13 protein-coding genes are annotated in these 13,989 nt (G+C 67.4%); 11 read left to right on the forward strand and 2 right to left on the reverse strand.

What is annotated here, in order from left to right; all coding sequences use genetic code 11:
* Window positions 1–61 precede the first annotated feature (61 nt).
* Window positions 62–706 (forward strand): DUF2846 domain-containing protein, encoded by a 645-nt coding sequence (locus tag QOZ81_RS14985; protein WP_291204482.1) that lies wholly within the window; start codon window positions 62–64, stop codon window positions 704–706.
* A 67-nt stretch (window positions 707–773) separates the two neighbouring features.
* Here the strand turns inward: QOZ81_RS14985 and ppk1 are convergent, their stop codons facing one another.
* A complete protein-coding gene (ppk1, locus tag QOZ81_RS14990) occupies window positions 774–2,906 on the reverse strand; it encodes a polyphosphate kinase 1 (RefSeq protein WP_291204480.1) in 2,133 nt (710 codons plus the stop codon).
* Between the two features lie 209 nt (window positions 2,907–3,115).
* Between ppk1 and QOZ81_RS14995 the strand changes: the two genes are divergently transcribed.
* The 8 genes from QOZ81_RS14995 to QOZ81_RS15030 all read left to right on the forward strand — a co-directional run bounded on the left by QOZ81_RS14995 (window position 3,116) and on the right by QOZ81_RS15030 (window position 10,551).
* Entirely contained in the window at window positions 3,116–3,757 is a 642-nt protein-coding gene (locus QOZ81_RS14995; RefSeq protein WP_291204478.1) for a 50S ribosomal protein L25, read from the forward strand.
* Window positions 3,758–3,819: 62 nt separating this feature from the next.
* Entirely contained in the window at window positions 3,820–4,389 is a 570-nt protein-coding gene (pth, locus tag QOZ81_RS15000) for an aminoacyl-tRNA hydrolase (protein WP_291204475.1), read from the forward strand.
* Window positions 4,390–4,578: 189 nt separating this feature from the next.
* Window positions 4,579–4,968, forward strand: coding sequence for a 30S ribosomal protein S6 (gene rpsF, locus QOZ81_RS15005; protein ID WP_291204472.1), 390 nt, complete (start codon window positions 4,579–4,581; stop codon window positions 4,966–4,968).
* Complete coding sequence (gene rpsR, locus QOZ81_RS15010; protein ID WP_291204468.1) at window positions 4,965–5,231, forward strand: 30S ribosomal protein S18; 267 nt, start codon at window positions 4,965–4,967, stop codon at window positions 5,229–5,231. Before rpsF ends, rpsR begins: the two co-directional genes overlap by 4 nt.
* A gap of 326 nt (window positions 5,232–5,557) precedes the next feature.
* Entirely contained in the window at window positions 5,558–6,724 is a 1,167-nt protein-coding gene (locus QOZ81_RS15015) for a metallophosphoesterase family protein (RefSeq protein ID WP_291204465.1), read from the forward strand.
* A 164-nt stretch (window positions 6,725–6,888) separates the two neighbouring features.
* Window positions 6,889–7,914 (forward strand): class II fructose-bisphosphate aldolase, encoded by a 1,026-nt coding sequence (fbaA, locus tag QOZ81_RS15020; protein ID WP_291204462.1) that lies wholly within the window; start codon window positions 6,889–6,891, stop codon window positions 7,912–7,914.
* Between the two features lie 31 nt (window positions 7,915–7,945).
* Complete coding sequence (locus QOZ81_RS15025) at window positions 7,946–8,461, forward strand: DUF6677 family protein (protein ID WP_291204459.1); 516 nt, start codon at window positions 7,946–7,948, stop codon at window positions 8,459–8,461.
* 2 nt (window positions 8,462–8,463) lie between these two features.
* Entirely contained in the window at window positions 8,464–10,551 is a 2,088-nt protein-coding gene (locus QOZ81_RS15030; protein ID WP_291204456.1) for a spermidine synthase, read from the forward strand.
* A 272-nt stretch (window positions 10,552–10,823) separates the two neighbouring features.
* Here the strand turns inward: QOZ81_RS15030 and prfB are convergent, their stop codons facing one another.
* Window positions 10,824–11,930: a peptide chain release factor 2 gene (gene prfB, locus QOZ81_RS15035; RefSeq protein WP_291204453.1), complete on the reverse strand. Its 1,107-nt coding sequence runs from the start codon at window positions 11,928–11,930 to the stop codon at window positions 10,824–10,826.
* Between the two features lie 84 nt (window positions 11,931–12,014).
* On the opposite strand from prfB, the gene QOZ81_RS15040 reads away from it, so the two are divergent.
* On the forward strand, window positions 12,015–12,995 hold the full coding sequence (locus tag QOZ81_RS15040; protein WP_291204450.1) for an alpha/beta hydrolase: 981 nt from the start codon (window positions 12,015–12,017) through the stop codon (window positions 12,993–12,995).
* Window positions 12,992–13,924: an outer membrane protein assembly factor BamD gene (gene bamD / locus QOZ81_RS15045; protein WP_291204447.1), complete on the forward strand. Its 933-nt coding sequence runs from the start codon at window positions 12,992–12,994 to the stop codon at window positions 13,922–13,924. The genes QOZ81_RS15040 and bamD overlap by 4 nt, the downstream gene beginning before the upstream one ends.
* Window positions 13,925–13,989: the final 65 nt, after the last annotated feature.

The following is a 13,989-nucleotide window of genomic DNA, read 5'->3' on the forward strand; positions in this document are numbered from 1 at the left end:
AGGGCCCCCGTGACACTCCCCCCGGCGCCGCCAGGCGCCCGCTGTCAGAAAGGTCGACGCCATGTCCTCCCTGTTCTCATCCCGTTCCCTGCGCACGCACCTGGCCGGGTTGCTCCTGGCCGGTTCCTGCTTCGCCCAGGAGCCCAAGCCCACCCCCACGCCGGAACCCGCGCCTGCGCCTGCTCCCGCGCCTATTCCCGCTCCCGCTCCTGCCCCTGCGCCTGCCCCGGCCGGTGAGAAGCCGGCCCAGGCGCCTGAGGCCACCCCGCCACCCGTGGCCGTGCCCCCCACCGAGGCCAAGCCCGCTGAGGCCCCCAAGCCGGCCGAGGCCGCCGCGGTCGCCCGCCTGGTCTGCTATCGCGAGAAGAAGTTCGCCGGGTCCGCCCTGCATCACAGCATCTTCCTGGACGGCGTCGAGATCGGCGACCTGAACAACGGTACCTACTTCATCGTCAAGGTCGCGCCTGGTGAGCACAAGATGCACGCCGACGAGAAGAAGGACGAGTTCGCCTTCACGGTCGAGGCCGGGAAGACCTACTACTTCAAGACCGAGATCCAGATGGGCTTCTGGAAGGGGCACGGGAAGATCGGCCCCGTCGAGGCCGCCTTCGGTGCCGGCGAGTTCACCAAGTGGAAGGGCGAGGACCGGCTCAAGTACACGCCTGCGGGCGACCTGAAGAAGGTGGACCTGCTCGAGATGCCGTGAACCTCCAGGGGTTGCAATAAAGCAGAGGGCGGGCCCACGGGCCCGCCCTCTGCTTGTACCGGCCCGCTCAGATGTCCGGATCCAGCGGTCCCAGCTTCTGGGTGAGGGCCCCCACGCCGCTGGCGAGAAGGGTGTGCTCGTAGATCCGCAGCTGGCTCCGCAGCGGCGGATCCTGGGGATCCAGGCCGCGGTGCAGCACCTCGCCCTGGGGCCCGAGCACGCGCCCCTTGAGCGTGTCGTGCAGCTGCAGCTCGACCATCTCCATGACCTGGGCCGCGAGCAGCGGGTTCACCAGGGGGAAGGCCAGCTCCACGCGGCGGTCCAGGTTCCGGGGCATGAGGTCGGCGCTGGAGAGCAGGGTCTCGGGCTCGCCGTCGTTGGCGAAATGGTAGATCCGCGCGTGCTCCAGGAAGCGGTCCAGGATGGACAGGGCACGGATGTTCTCCGACAGCCCCGGCACGCCGGGGCGCAGGCAGCAGGTGCCGCGCACGATCAGGTCCACCTTCACGCCCTCGCGGCTGGCCTCGTAGAGCATCTGGATGAGCTGGGGGTCCACCAGGGCGTTCATCTTGAGGACCATGCGGGCGGTCCGGCCGGCGCGGGCGTGGTCGATCTCCCGCTGGATGCGCGCCTTCAGGGCCTTCTTCAGGTGCTGGGGCGCCAGCAGGATCCGATGGAACCGGGGCGGCCGTGTGTAGCCCGTGAGCATGTTGAAGAGGTTCGACAGATCCTCGCCGAACTCGGGCCGAGCCGTGAGCAGCCCGATGTCCGAATAGAGCCGGCTGGTGCGCTCGTTGTAGTTGCCGGTGCCCAGGTGGCAGTAGCGCTTGATGCCGCCGGCCTCCTGCCGCACCACGAGGCAGGCCTTGCAGTGGATCTTGTGGTTGGGCAGGCCGTAGACCACGTGGACGCCCGTCTTCTCCAGGCGCCGGGCCCAGGCGATGTTGGCGGCCTCGTCGAAGCGGGCCCGCAGCTCCACGATGGCCGCCACCTGCTTGCCCCGCTCGGCGGCGCGCTCCAGGGCCGCCGCCACCGGGCTGTTGGCCGTCACGCGGTAGAGGGTCATCTTGATGGCAAGGACCTTCGGATCCTCTGCTGCCTCCCGCACGAACCGCACGACGCTGTCGTCGAAGCTCTGGTAGGGATGGTTCAGCAGGATGTCGTTCTTGGAGATGGCATCGAAGATGTTGCCGGCCTGGTCCAGCTGGGGCACGGGCAGGGGCGGCAGGGGCATGTCCTTGAGGTGGGGCAGGTCCAGCTGCCCGTAGAGCTGCATCAGGTCCGAGAAGGCCGTGAGGCCCGAGCAGGGGTAGAGGTCCTCGGGGCTCAGCTCCATCTCCTCGATGAGCAGATCCAGCACCGGCGTGGACAGGCCGTGCTCGTACTGGAGGCGGACCACCGCGCCGCGACGCCGGTCGCGGAGTCCCTCCTCCACGGTCTTCAGCAGGTCCTCGGAGGGATCTTCCTCCACCGGCAGGTCCGAATCGCGGGTGACGCGGATGGCGTGGCAGCTCTTCACGGTGTAGCCGAGGAAGAGCCGCGACAGGTGGTGCCGAACCACGTCCTCGAGCATGACGAAGGCGTGGGAGCCGGGGTTCGAAGGCACCCGGAGGAAGCGCGAGGCCAGGCCCGTGGGCACGTGGATGAAGGAGAGCTCGGAGGCGGGCAGGTCCCCGTCCAGCAGGTCCTCGTCCGGCTCCAGCTCCACCACCAGCACCAGGGCCCGGTTGCCCAGGCGGGGGAAGGGGTGGCCCGTGTCCACGGCCAGGGGTGTGATCAGGGGCAGCAGGCTGCGCTCGAAGTAGTCCAGGACGAAGGCGCCCTGGGCCTCATCCAGGTGGGCCGGGTCGAGGACGCGGATGCCCGCCGCCTCCAGCTGGGGCTCGAGGATGGCGTGGAAGAGCTCGTGCTGCCGGGCGGAGTAGGCGTGGATGCGGGAGGAGACGCGCTCCAGCAGCTGGCGGGGCGTCAGACCATCCGGTCCGGGCTGGGTGATGCCGGCATCGATCTGCCGCCAAATGCCCGCCACCCGCACCATGAAGAACTCGTCCCAGTTGCTGGACACGATGCTGAGGAACTTCACCCGCTCCAGCAGGGGCACGGTGGAATCCTCGGCCTCTTCCATCACCCGGGCATTGAAATCCAGCCAGCTCAGCTCGCGGTTGAGCAGTTCCTCGGGGCGGGGGATGGGGTGGAACACGGCTGGACCTCTGGGTCGGGAGCTTAGCGCCTGCGTGTAACAGACTGATGGTACAGCCGATGGAACGCCCGGATCGAAGAACATCCTTGGTTTTCCTGGGGTTTTCGGGCAGGATTGGTGGTTCGGCCCTCCATCGGGAGCGTCCGACCGGTCCGCCCGGACCCACCCCAACGAGAGGGCAGCGTCTGGCTGCCAGGTAGGAGGAATGAATGTCCCAGGAAGTCCTGATCGTCCCCAAGCGCGAAACCTTCGGCAAGGCCGCCATCCGTGAGCTGAAGCAGAGCGGCATGATCCCCGCCGTCGTCTACGGTCTCACCGAGCCCCCCGTCGCCATCGCCATCAGCCCCAAGGCCGTGGCCCGCGTGCTGGCCAGCGACACCGGCATGAACTCCGTGATGTTCCTCCAGCGTGAGGGCACGGACATCAAGCGCCACGTCATCATCAAGGACCTGCAGCGCGACCCCATCACCGGCCGTCTCCGCCACGTCGACTTCATGCGCGTGGACATGACCCTCAAGGTCCGCGTCAAGGTGCCCGTGCGCCTGCTCGGCACCTCCATCGGCGTGAAGGGCCAGGGCGGCGTGCTCGACTTCGCCCACCGCGAGATCGAGGTCGAATGCCTGCCCAGCCTCATCCCGGCCCACATCGATGTCGACATCACTAACCTCAACGTGGGTGACAGCGTCCGCTTCGAGCAGCTGGTCCTCGCCCCCAACGTCGTCATCACCGGCGATGCCCACCAGGTGGTCTGCTCCGTCCACGGCAAGGCAGCCGAGGAGGAACTCGCCACCCCGGCTGCCGCCACCGAGCCCGAAGTGGCCAAGAAGGGCAAGAAGGACGACAAGAAGTAGTTCCAACGGTCATTCAGTCCTGCGCGGGCGCCTCTCGGCGCCCGCGTTGTATAAAGGCTTCTATGTGGACCCTCGTGCCCCTCGGCAATCCCGGGCCTGAATATCAAGACACCCGGCACAACCTCGGTCGTCTGCTCCTGCAGCGCTGGCTGGCAGACCGGGGTCTCGCTCCTATTCCCGCGAAGCGGTTCCCCTCGGGCACGCTCTACCCGCTCACCGACGGGCTTCAGGCCCTGGTCCCCAGCACCTACATGAACCTGTCGGGCGAGGCCTGCCTCCAGGCCGCCGCCGCCGGCATCTACCCCCGCCGCCTGGTGCTGCTCTACGACGACAAGGACCTGCCCCTGGGCACAGGCCGGTTCCGCCTGGACGGCTCGGATGGCGGCCACAATGGCCTGCGCTCGGTCTTCGGATGCCTGGACACCACGGAGATCGCCCGCCTCCGCCTGGGCATCGGCCCCTTCGAGCGCCCCCTGGTGGACTGGGTGCTGGGCCACTGGACCGACTCCGAATGGGAGCGCATCGACGGTCTGGACAAGCCCTTCGCCCGCTTCCTGGACCTGCTGGCCGGCGCCGGGGACCTGGGCACCCTGGCCAATCAGGTGAACCCGGCCGAGTTCTGGAGCGGCTGACCCCGGACTTTCCGTTGATCTTCCTGCCTTTTCGCGCGAAACTGTCCCTTCGCGTCCTCCGCTGGAGGGCGTATCCGCCTGACACACGGTCCCCCGGACCGTGTTCCCCATCGGCTCCGCCGATGGGAGTCGGCACCTCTCTTGCTCCCTGGAATCCAAAAGGGGGCTTCACATCCACAAGGAGGACAGATGCGTCGCTACGAGACCATCTTCATCGCCTCCCCCACGCTGACGGACGAGCAGAGCGATGAGCTCGTCAAGCAGTACGAGGGGATCATTGCCGAGCAGGGTGGCGAACTGCTCAAGACCGACAAGTGGGGCCGCAAGAAGCTGGCCTACGAAGTCCAGAAGTTCAGCGAGGGCTACTACACGCTCTTCGAAATGAACGCCGGCCCCGACCTCATCCACGAGCTCGAGCGCCGCTTCCGCAACAATGACGCCGTGATCAAGTACCTGAGCGTGCGCATGGACGTGGCCGAGAAGGCCGCAGGCCGCACCAAGCAGCGCATCGAGCGCGAAGCCAAGCGCAAGGCCCAGGCCGGGATCAAGGAACGTTCCGCTGAAGAGGTGATGGGATGAAGCGCCGCGCCGATGCCAAGAAGGGCAAGCCCAAGAAGAAGAAGGCTTTTGGGGGACGACGCGCCAAGTTCTGCAAGTTCTGCGTCGAGAAGTCCCTCATGATCGACTACAAGGACGTGAAGACCCTCCAGGCCTTCACCCCCGAGCGCGGCAAGGTCCTGCCCCGCCGCACCAGCGGCGTCTGTGCCGTCCACCAGCGCGAGCTGGTGGAAGCCATCAAGCGCGCCCGCAACATCGCGCTGCTGCCTTTCGCCACCGACTAGTCTTTCTTTCGTCCCTGACGAACGTTGAAGGCCGCCCTCGGGCGGCCTTCGCACTGTTACCTTTCGCCACCGACTAGTCAGACCCAACGAACTCAAGAAAAGCCGCCTCCGGCGGCTTTTCTTTTGGCTCTCCGGCTCGCGATGAGAGGCGACCCCGGCACAGAGACTTGGCCTGGATGTACCGAGGACTTTACGAGGAGTCACCTGGCAGCGACTAGTCTTGTGTTTGAACAACCATTCCTGGATCCGGCCTAGCCTGCAAACTCCTGATATTGGCCAGGCTCCACCTTTTCAACAGTTGCAACGCTCGCCACAGGAGAACCTGCATGCCTTCGAACCTTCGTCGCGTCCTCGGCCACTTCGCGGTCGCCCTGATCGTCTCGTCGGTGGCCGTCGCCGCCGCCCACGGGAATGAATCCGAAGACCGTGACCCCGTGGTGTTGAAGTTCTCGACCGTGGGGGACTCCCGCCAGGATCCGGTGGCCTTCGATCCCACCACCGGTCCTCTCTCCGCCCAGGACAAGATCTGGCTGCAGAACAGCAAGGCCTGGTCCCGGATCATGCGGTCCATTGAGGATGAGAGATCCAGCCTGCTGTTCTTCAACGGCGACATGATCATGGGCTACGGGCTGGCGGGTCCGGCCCCCAGCAACAGCGTCGTGGACGTCGTGGGTTCGGATCTCATGGCCTTCTACCGCCAGTACGCCTTCTGGCGCGGCATGGTGGCCCCCCTGATGGAAGCCGGCACCTACGTGGTTCCGGTGGCGGGCAACCACGAAGTCCAGTCGAAGCCGCTGGGCAAGAAGGCCCAGATCGAGAACGAGAACGCCTGGCGCGCCAACATGGGCGACCTGATCATCGACACCGCCCGGTTCAAGGCCATCGTGGGCACCGAGGCCACGAACGTCAATGTCCAGAACAACGGCGTCTACGACGGCCTGGCCACCGACCAGAGCCAGCTGTCCTACAGCTTCGACGTGGGCGACGTCCACTTCGCCGTGGTCAACACCGACCCCGTGGGCAAGGACAACGTCGCCCCCGCCGGCTGGCTGGCGACCGACTTCGGCGCGGCCGCAGCCCGGGGCGCCAGGCACTTCTTCGCTTTCGGCCACAAGCCCGCCTACACCTATTACTTCGGGACCAACACCCCGGCGAATCCCGGCATCTCAGGACTCGACAAGCTTCCTGCCTCTCGCGATGCCTTCTGGAATGTCATCGAGCAGTACCACGCCACCTACTTCTGCGGTCACGAGCATGAATTCAACCTGATGCAGCCCAGGGGGGCCGCCTGGCAGGTGATCGTCGGATCCGGCGGATCGCCCTTCGATGCCAAGCCCGGCGAGGTGACCCTGAATCCGGCCACCGACCGCACCTACGCCTGGGCCACGGTGGCGATCCACCGCAGCGGGAAGGTCACCCTCACGGCCCGGGGTTTCAACGACACCTTCGGCCCCACCCACATCCTCAAGCAGGTGAAGCTCTCGGCGGAATGACGCCGCAGAGGGCCAGCGCCCGGTCGGGCGCCAGCCACCACCAAGGGGCCCGCTCTGGCCCCTTGGTGCTTTCCCCGAGGCCCCGGGCCAGAGCCTCCGAAAGTTCCTTTTTGCAAGACCCTCCTGCATTGGTAGGTTGGAAGGGTACAGACCCGGAGGCTTCCATGCCCGTCGTCAACCCCGCCCAATACGCCAAGATGCTCGAGAAGGCGAAGCAGGAGAAGTTCGCCTACCCCGCCTTCAACGTCACTTCGACCGAGACGGCCAATGCGGTGCTGCTGGGCCTCAAGACCGCCGGCGCCGATGGCATTGTCCAGGTGTCCACGGGGGGTGCCGAGTTCATCAGCGGCCTGGGCGTGAAGGACATGGCCAAGGGCGCCATCGCGCTTGCTGATTACGTGCACTACATGGCCCAGCACTACGAGGTGAACGTGGCCCTGCACACGGACCACTGCCACCCCAAGTACCTCGAAGGCTTCGTGCTGCCCCTCATCGCGGAAACCGAGGCCCGCCGGGCCGTGGGCCGCCCGAACCTGTTCAACGCCCACATGTTCGATGGGTCGGAACTGGGCCTGGCCGACAACATCGCCCGCTCCTCGGAGCTGCTGAAGCGCTGCGCCGCCAGTGAGCTCATCCTCGAAGTGGAGATCGGCGTCGTGGGCGGCGAGGAGGACGGTCATGACACCAGCGGCGTGGGCAAGGACAAGCTCTACACCACGCCCGAGGACATGGTGGCCACCCACTCGGCCCTGGCGCCCCTCGGCCGCTACATGCTGGCCGCCACCTTCGGCAACGTGCACGGCGTCTACAAGCCGGGCAACGTCGTGCTGAAGCCCACCATCCTGCGGGACGGCCAGGCGGCCATCGCCAAGGCCTGTGGCGGCGCGAACTCCCTGCTGGTGTTCCACGGCGGCTCGGGCTCCAGCCTCGATGAGATCCACGAGACGCTGGACTACGGCGTCATCAAGATGAACATCGACACGGACACCCAGTACGCCTTCACCCGCGCCATCGCCGACCACATGTTCAAGAACTACGATGGCGTGCTCAAGGTGGACGGCGAGGTGGGCAACAAGAAGACCTACGATCCCCGCCCCTACATGAAGAAGGCCGAGCAGAGCATGGCCGACCGCGTCATCCGCGCCTGCCACGACCTGCGCTGCGCCGGCAAGACCATGGGGCGGATCTGAACCCGGGCCGCGACTGAGGTAACCTGAAGCCATGTCCGAGCCCACGCCCGCCCTGAAGCTGCCCATGCCCCTCCGCCGCCAGAAGGCCATCAAGGCCGCCTGGAAGCCCCTGCTCGTCCAGTGGCTGGTGCCCGGGGGCGGCTACTGGCTGATCGGCGAGAAGGGCCGGGCCAAGGTCTTCTTCGGCGTGTGGGTGCTCTTCTGCGTGCTCGGCGCACTCCAGATGCAGTTCGGCGCCGTGGCCGGCGTGAAGGGTGGCATCTTCGTGCCCGTGCAGGGTTCCTGGCTGCCCACCCTGGGCGCCCTGGGCACCCTGGGCATCGGCCCCCTCTATGGCGCCTTTGCGGCGGCCTTCGGTGGAGCCGGCACGGAGCCCGTGCGGACCCTCACCCAGGAGTACGGGGCCACCTACGTGATGGTGGCCGGCCTCCTGAACTGGCTCTGCTGCTTCGACCTCTGGGATCGCATCACGGGACGCTGGATCTTCCGCCTGCCCAAGGATGAGCAGATCCAGAAGGCCAAGGACCTCGCCGCCAAGGCCGAGTGAGCGTGGACACTCCGGGCGGGCCCCCGGCGGAAGGCTCGCTCCGCCTGCCCGCCCTGACGATCTTCCTGAGTGCCTTCCTGCTCTTCCAAGTGCAGCCGATGGTGGGGAAGCTCGTCCTGCCGTGGTTCGGGGGCAGCGCCGGCGTCTGGACCACCTGCCTGCTCTTCTTCCAGACCCTGCTGCTGCTGGGCTACCTGTATGCCCACGTGGTGACCCATCACCTCTCCCACCGGGGCCAGCTGCTGCTGCATGGCGGTCTGCTGGTGGCGGCCATGCTCACCTTGCCCCTGCGGTTGCATCCCTTCTTCCAGCCCTCTGGCGGCGCGGAGCCCCTGGGGCGTCTCCTGGGCCTGCTGACGCTGACCGTGGGCCTGCCCTACCTGCTGCTCTCCACCACCGGGCCCCTGGTGCAGGCCTGGGTGGCCCGCCGGGGCCAGGTCCCCTACCGCCTCTTCGCCCTGTCCAACCTGGCCTCCATGGTGGCTCTCTTCTCCTACCCGCTGCTCGTGGAGCCCTACCTTCCCCTGCGGGCCCAGTCCTGGGCCTGGTCGGCGGGATTCATCCTGTTCGGCACGCTGGTCCTCACCCTGGCACGCCGGGTGGCCCGCGAAGTCCCGGCCCTTCCGTACGATCCCAACCCCGCGGAGCGACCGGGGGCGGGGATGAAAGCGCTCTGGATCGCCTTCGCCGCGGTGCCCTCCGCCCTGCTGATGGCCGTCACCACCCACCTCAGCACCAACGTGGCCCCCATCCCCTTCCTGTGGGTACTGCCCCTGGGGCTCTACCTGCTGAGCTTCATCCTCTGCTTCGATGGGACCCGCTGGTACCGACGCGGCCTCTTCCTGGGCCTGACCCCGGTCCTGCTGCCCCTCATGGCGCTGTCGCTCCATCCGGACTTCCGCTGGCTGGACTACCGGTTCGAGGTCCTGAGCCGGGCCGCGCAGTGGCTGGGTTCCGTGCGCGGCCAGGTGGTCCTCTTCAGCACCGGCCTCTTCGTCGCGTGCATGATGGCCCACGGCGAGCTGGCCCGGCGGCGGCCCCATCCCCGGTTCCTGACGGGGTTCTACCTCCGCCTGAGCCTCGGCGGGGCCCTGGGCGGGGTCTTCGTGGCGTGGGTGGCACCCCGGGTCTTCACCACCTACCTGGAGCTGCCCCTGGGCCTGGCGGCCGCGCTCGCCGTGGCCGGCCTGTCCCTGGCCTGGGAGGTCGGTCCCCGGCACCGCTGGCAGCCGGTCCTCGCCGGAGCCTTCGGTCTGCTGGCCCTGGGGCTCGGCCTCCAGGCGCTCCACCTGGACCAAAGCGCCGAGCAGGTCCTGGTGGCCCGGGGCCGGAACTTCTACGGCACCCTGGCGGTCTACGATGATCCGGCCCAGTCCTGGCGCACCCTGGCCCACGGCACCATCACGCACGGCGGCCAGTTCCTCGATCCCCGGAAGGCCGGCCGACCCGCCACCTACTACAGCCTGGACTCCGGCGTGGGGCTGGCCATCGCCAGCCTGCCTGAGGCCCCCCGGAAGCTGGGCCTGGTGGGCCTGGGCGCCGGCAGCCTCGCGGCCTACGGCCGCCCCGGCGACCACTTCCGCTTCTACGAGATCAATCCGCTGGTGGAGCCCTTCGCCCGGCGGTACTTCACCTACCTGGGCCAGAGCCGGGCCCGCACGGAGGTTGTGCTGGGCGACGCCCGCCTGAGCCTGGAAGGCGAGGCGCCCCAGGGCTACGACCTGCTGGCCATCGACGCCTTCTCCAGCGATTCCATCCCGGTACACCTCCTGACCCGCGAGGCCTTCGCCCTGTACTTCCGGAACCTGAAGCCCGACGGGGTGCTGGCGGTGCATGTCTCGAACAAGTACCTCGCCCTCCAGCCCGTGGTGCGGGCGGCCGTGGATGCCTTCGGCAAGCACGCCCGGGTCGTGGACACCGAATCGGACGAGGAGGAGGGCAGCTACGGCTCCACCTGGGTGCTGATCACGCAGGACGGGTCCTTCTTCGACCGGCCCGCCTTCAAGGGCAACGAGGACGTGAGACGCCTGCCAGGGGCATCACTGCTCTGGCGCGACGACTTCAGCAACCTGTTCCGGGCCCTGAAGTAGCTAGGGTCTGTTTTCAAGGTGGGGTGTGGCCGCGCAAGGGGTGCCGCCCAAGCGAGGCAAGGAAAGCGACGAAGGCGATAGCGGCACTATCGGCAAGGAGCTTGACGCAGCATCGCGCCGGGCGCCGCCCCTTGCCCTCCGGGACGTCGCCCAGCCGCACCCCTGGCTGCGTTGGCGGCCTCGAACGATGTCCCGCATCGCCCTTCGGCCTCCGCCTTGCCATGAGCGCGGCTGTACGGCGTCGCGGCTCGCATCCACTTTGAAAACAGACCCTAACCCTCCGCCTTGAGACTCTTGGCCAGCAGCTGGGTGCGGATGAACACATCGATGTCGCCGTCCAGCACCTTCTGGGTCTGGCTGGTCTCTGCGCCAGTGCGGTGGTCCTTCACCATCTGGTAGGGCTGGAGCACGTAGCTGCGGATCTGGCTGCCCCAGGCCACGTCGGCCTTGTCGCCGCTGGCGGCGGCCACCTTGTCCAGGAACTTCCGCTGTTCCAGTTCGTACAACCGGCCCTGCAGCACCTTGAGGGCCGTCGCCCGGTTCTTGATCTGGCTGCGCTCGTTCTGGCAGGACACCACGATGCCCGTGGGCAGGTGGGTGAAGCGCACGGCGGACTCGGTGCGGTTCACGTGCTGGCCGCCGGCGCCGCTGGCGCGGAACACGTCGATCTTCAGGTCCTTCTCGGGGATGTCCACGTTGATGGTGTCATCCAGCTCGGGGCTCACGTACACGGCCGCGAAGCTGGTGTGGCGGCGCTTGGCGGAATCGAAGGGGCTGATGCGCACCAGGCGGTGCACGCCGGCCTCGGCCCGGAGATACCCATAGGAGAAGGGGGCGTCCACGATGAAAGTGGCGCCCTTGATGCCGGCCTCCTCCCCATCCTGGTAGTCGATCATCTCCGTGGCCCAGCCCTTGGACTCGCAGAAGCGCAGGTACATGCGCAGCAGCATCGCCGCCCAGTCCTGGCTCTCGGTGCCGCCTGCGCCCGGGGCGATGGCCACGATGGCGTGGTTGTTGTCCAGCTCCCCGCTGAGCATCATCCGCAGCTCGGCATCCTCGACGGCCTTCCGGAGATCGGCCTCGACCCCCTCGGTCTCGGCGAGCATGCCCGAATCCTCCCGGGCCAACTCCAGACCGGTCTCCAGGTCCTCGATCCCGGTGGAGAGGCGCTTGGCGAGGGCGATGTCGTTGGTGATGGTGCCCCGCTTCTGGAGGAGGGGCTTGGCAGCATCGGGGTCGTCCCAGAAGCCGGGCGCCGCGGTCCGTTCCTCGATCTGTTCCAACTCCAGGGCCTTGCGTTCGGGGTCCAGGTGGGCGACCAACTGCTGGACGCGGGGTTCCAGCTCGTTCTTGGCCCGCACCAGGGTCTCGAAATCCATCGTCCGCCTCTCCGGCCCCGGCTCCGGGGAACCTTTGAGTTTAAGGCAACCGGAGTTGTCCCGTCCCCACGCTATTCTGGTTGGATGTCTGGATTCATCCCCGTGATCCCCGCCGACCTGGAGCCCACCGTCCGTGGGGTCCTGGCCGGCCATGGGGGCATCCCCCTGGCCTGGGCCCGGTGGGAGCACCCCGAGCCCAAGGGCCGGGTGGTGATCGCCCACGGCTATGGTGAGCACGGCGAACGGTACCGGCACACGGCCCACTGGCTGTCCGGCCTCGGCTGGTCCGTCTCCAGCATGGACTTCCGGGGCTTCGGGCGTTCCGGGGGCATCCGGGGGGACGCGGTGGGCATCCGGGCCTTCGTGGACGACTTCGCCCTCTTCCTCCGGCAGGAGCGCCGCCACGACGCCGAGCGCATGGGCGCGACGGCCCGGGTGGTGGACGGCGTCCCGATGCCGCCCCTGCCCGTCTGTCCCCAGGTGGTCCTGGGGCACAGCTTCGGCGGACTCATCGCCCTGCTCACACTGCTCTGGCATGCAGACACACTGGACGGCCTGATCCTGTCCAGCCCCGCCGTGGCGGTGAAATCCAACTCGAGGCTGCTCGTGATCATGGCGCGCCTCCTGCGCTGGTTCATGCCCCACCGCCCCGTCCTGCTGCACGGCGACAAGAGCCGAGTCTGCTCCGACCCCGTCCTCGTCCAGCGCTACGAGGCCGACCCCCTCTGCCACCGCTGGGCCACGGCCGCCTTCGGCGCCGCCCTGGACGAGGGCCGGGCCGAGATCCTGCCCCTGGGCCACGAGCTGGATCGCCCCATGCTCCTGCTGGAATCCGGTACGGATACGGTGGTGGACCCGGACGCTTCCGAGGCGCTCTGGTCCGCCGTCCGGCCCGAACTCCTCGAACGGCACCGGCTGCCCGGCTTCTTCCACGAAGTCTTCCACGACCGGCTCCGGGCCCAGGCCCAGGCCCTGGCCGAACCCTGGCTCGAATCGTTGCACCGGGCCTGGAACCCATCGTCCCGTCCCGCCATGTCTGAAGTGCTGTCTCCGGAGTCCGCATGAAGCGCATCCTCACCGCCCTCACCCTGGTGGCCGTCCTGGCCGGCCTGGGCCTGGGCTGCAAGAAGCCGAAAGCCGTCGTCGACAAGGGCGTCACGGCCACAGAGCTGCTGGCCACCGCCGACAAGCAGCTGAAGCAGGGCAAATTCAACGAGGCCCGCACGACCCTGCGCCACCTGGAGCAGTACCTGCCGGGCTCGGCCGAGTTCCCCAAGGCCAAGCTCATGCTGGGGGACAGCTTCTTCTTCCAACCCAGCCCCAGCTACCCCGAGGCCGAGGTCGAGTACGCCAGCTTCCTGAACTACTTCCCCCGGCACGAGCTGCGGGACTATGCCATGTACCACCAGGCCCTGTGCCACTTCTCCTCCATCGAGAGCGCCGAGCGCGATCAGACGGAGACCCGCAAGGCCCTGACCGGCTTCCAGCAGCTGATCGCAGAGTCCCCGGGCAGTCCCTATGCCGGCGAGACCCGGGCGAAGATCCTCCAGTGCTGGCGCCGCATCGCCGAGCATGAGCTGATCGTCGGCGTGTTCTACGTGAACACCTATTTCTACCCCGGTGCCGAACGCCGCCTCAAGAACCTGCTGGAGACCTACCCCGACTACGTGGACCGTGAACGGGCCTACTTCTACCTGGGCGAGGCCATGCGCCAGCGCCTCCTCGTAGAGACGGACGTTGTCCAGTTCAACAAGGACTATCTCGCCAAGCGCGAGAAGGCGGATTTCAAGGAATTCACCCGAGAGCAAGTTGAACAGTACAACAAGGATTTCGTGTCCTTCAGTGAAGTTCAGATCAAGGGCTATCGCGCTGAAGCCAAGAGCTACTACCAGAAACTGGTGGAAAGCTATCCCGGCACGGAATGGGCCCGTCGCGCGGCTGATCGGCTGATCACCATGGGCACCAGCGGGGTCAAGGAAGAGTTGGATAGTTGATGCTGTCTGGGGGTTCCTCGCTGACGAGAACACCCCCGGGCCCCCGCTAAAGGGGCGGGCAAAGC

The organism is Geothrix sp., assembly GCF_030219325.1.
Lineage (GTDB): Bacteria > Acidobacteriota > Holophagae > Holophagales > Holophagaceae > Geothrix.

What these genes read in the sequence shown, in the direction of transcription:
- QOZ81_RS15015 (WP_291204465.1), top strand. Translation starts at nt 5,558, where the DNA reads ATGCCTTCGAACCTTCGTCGCGTCCTCGGCCACTTCGCGGTCGCCCTG.
- QOZ81_RS15025 (WP_291204459.1), top strand. Translation starts at nt 7,946, where the DNA reads ATGTCCGAGCCCACGCCCGCCCTGAAGCTGCCCATGCCCCTCCGCCGC.
- rpsR (WP_291204468.1), top strand. Translation starts at nt 4,965, where the DNA reads ATGAAGCGCCGCGCCGATGCCAAGAAGGGCAAGCCCAAGAAGAAGAAG.
- QOZ81_RS14985 (WP_291204482.1), top strand. Translation starts at nt 62, where the DNA reads ATGTCCTCCCTGTTCTCATCCCGTTCCCTGCGCACGCACCTGGCCGGG.
- pth (WP_291204475.1), top strand. Translation starts at nt 3,820, where the DNA reads ATGTGGACCCTCGTGCCCCTCGGCAATCCCGGGCCTGAATATCAAGAC.
- rpsF (WP_291204472.1), top strand. Translation starts at nt 4,579, where the DNA reads ATGCGTCGCTACGAGACCATCTTCATCGCCTCCCCCACGCTGACGGAC.
- fbaA (WP_291204462.1), top strand. Translation starts at nt 6,889, where the DNA reads ATGCCCGTCGTCAACCCCGCCCAATACGCCAAGATGCTCGAGAAGGCG.
- QOZ81_RS14995 (WP_291204478.1), top strand. Translation starts at nt 3,116, where the DNA reads ATGTCCCAGGAAGTCCTGATCGTCCCCAAGCGCGAAACCTTCGGCAAG.
- QOZ81_RS15040 (WP_291204450.1), top strand. Translation starts at nt 12,015, where the DNA reads ATGTCTGGATTCATCCCCGTGATCCCCGCCGACCTGGAGCCCACCGTC.
- prfB (WP_291204453.1), bottom strand. Translation starts at nt 11,930, where the DNA reads ATGGATTTCGAGACCCTGGTGCGGGCCAAGAACGAGCTGGAACCCCGC.
- bamD (WP_291204447.1), top strand. Translation starts at nt 12,992, where the DNA reads ATGAAGCGCATCCTCACCGCCCTCACCCTGGTGGCCGTCCTGGCCGGC.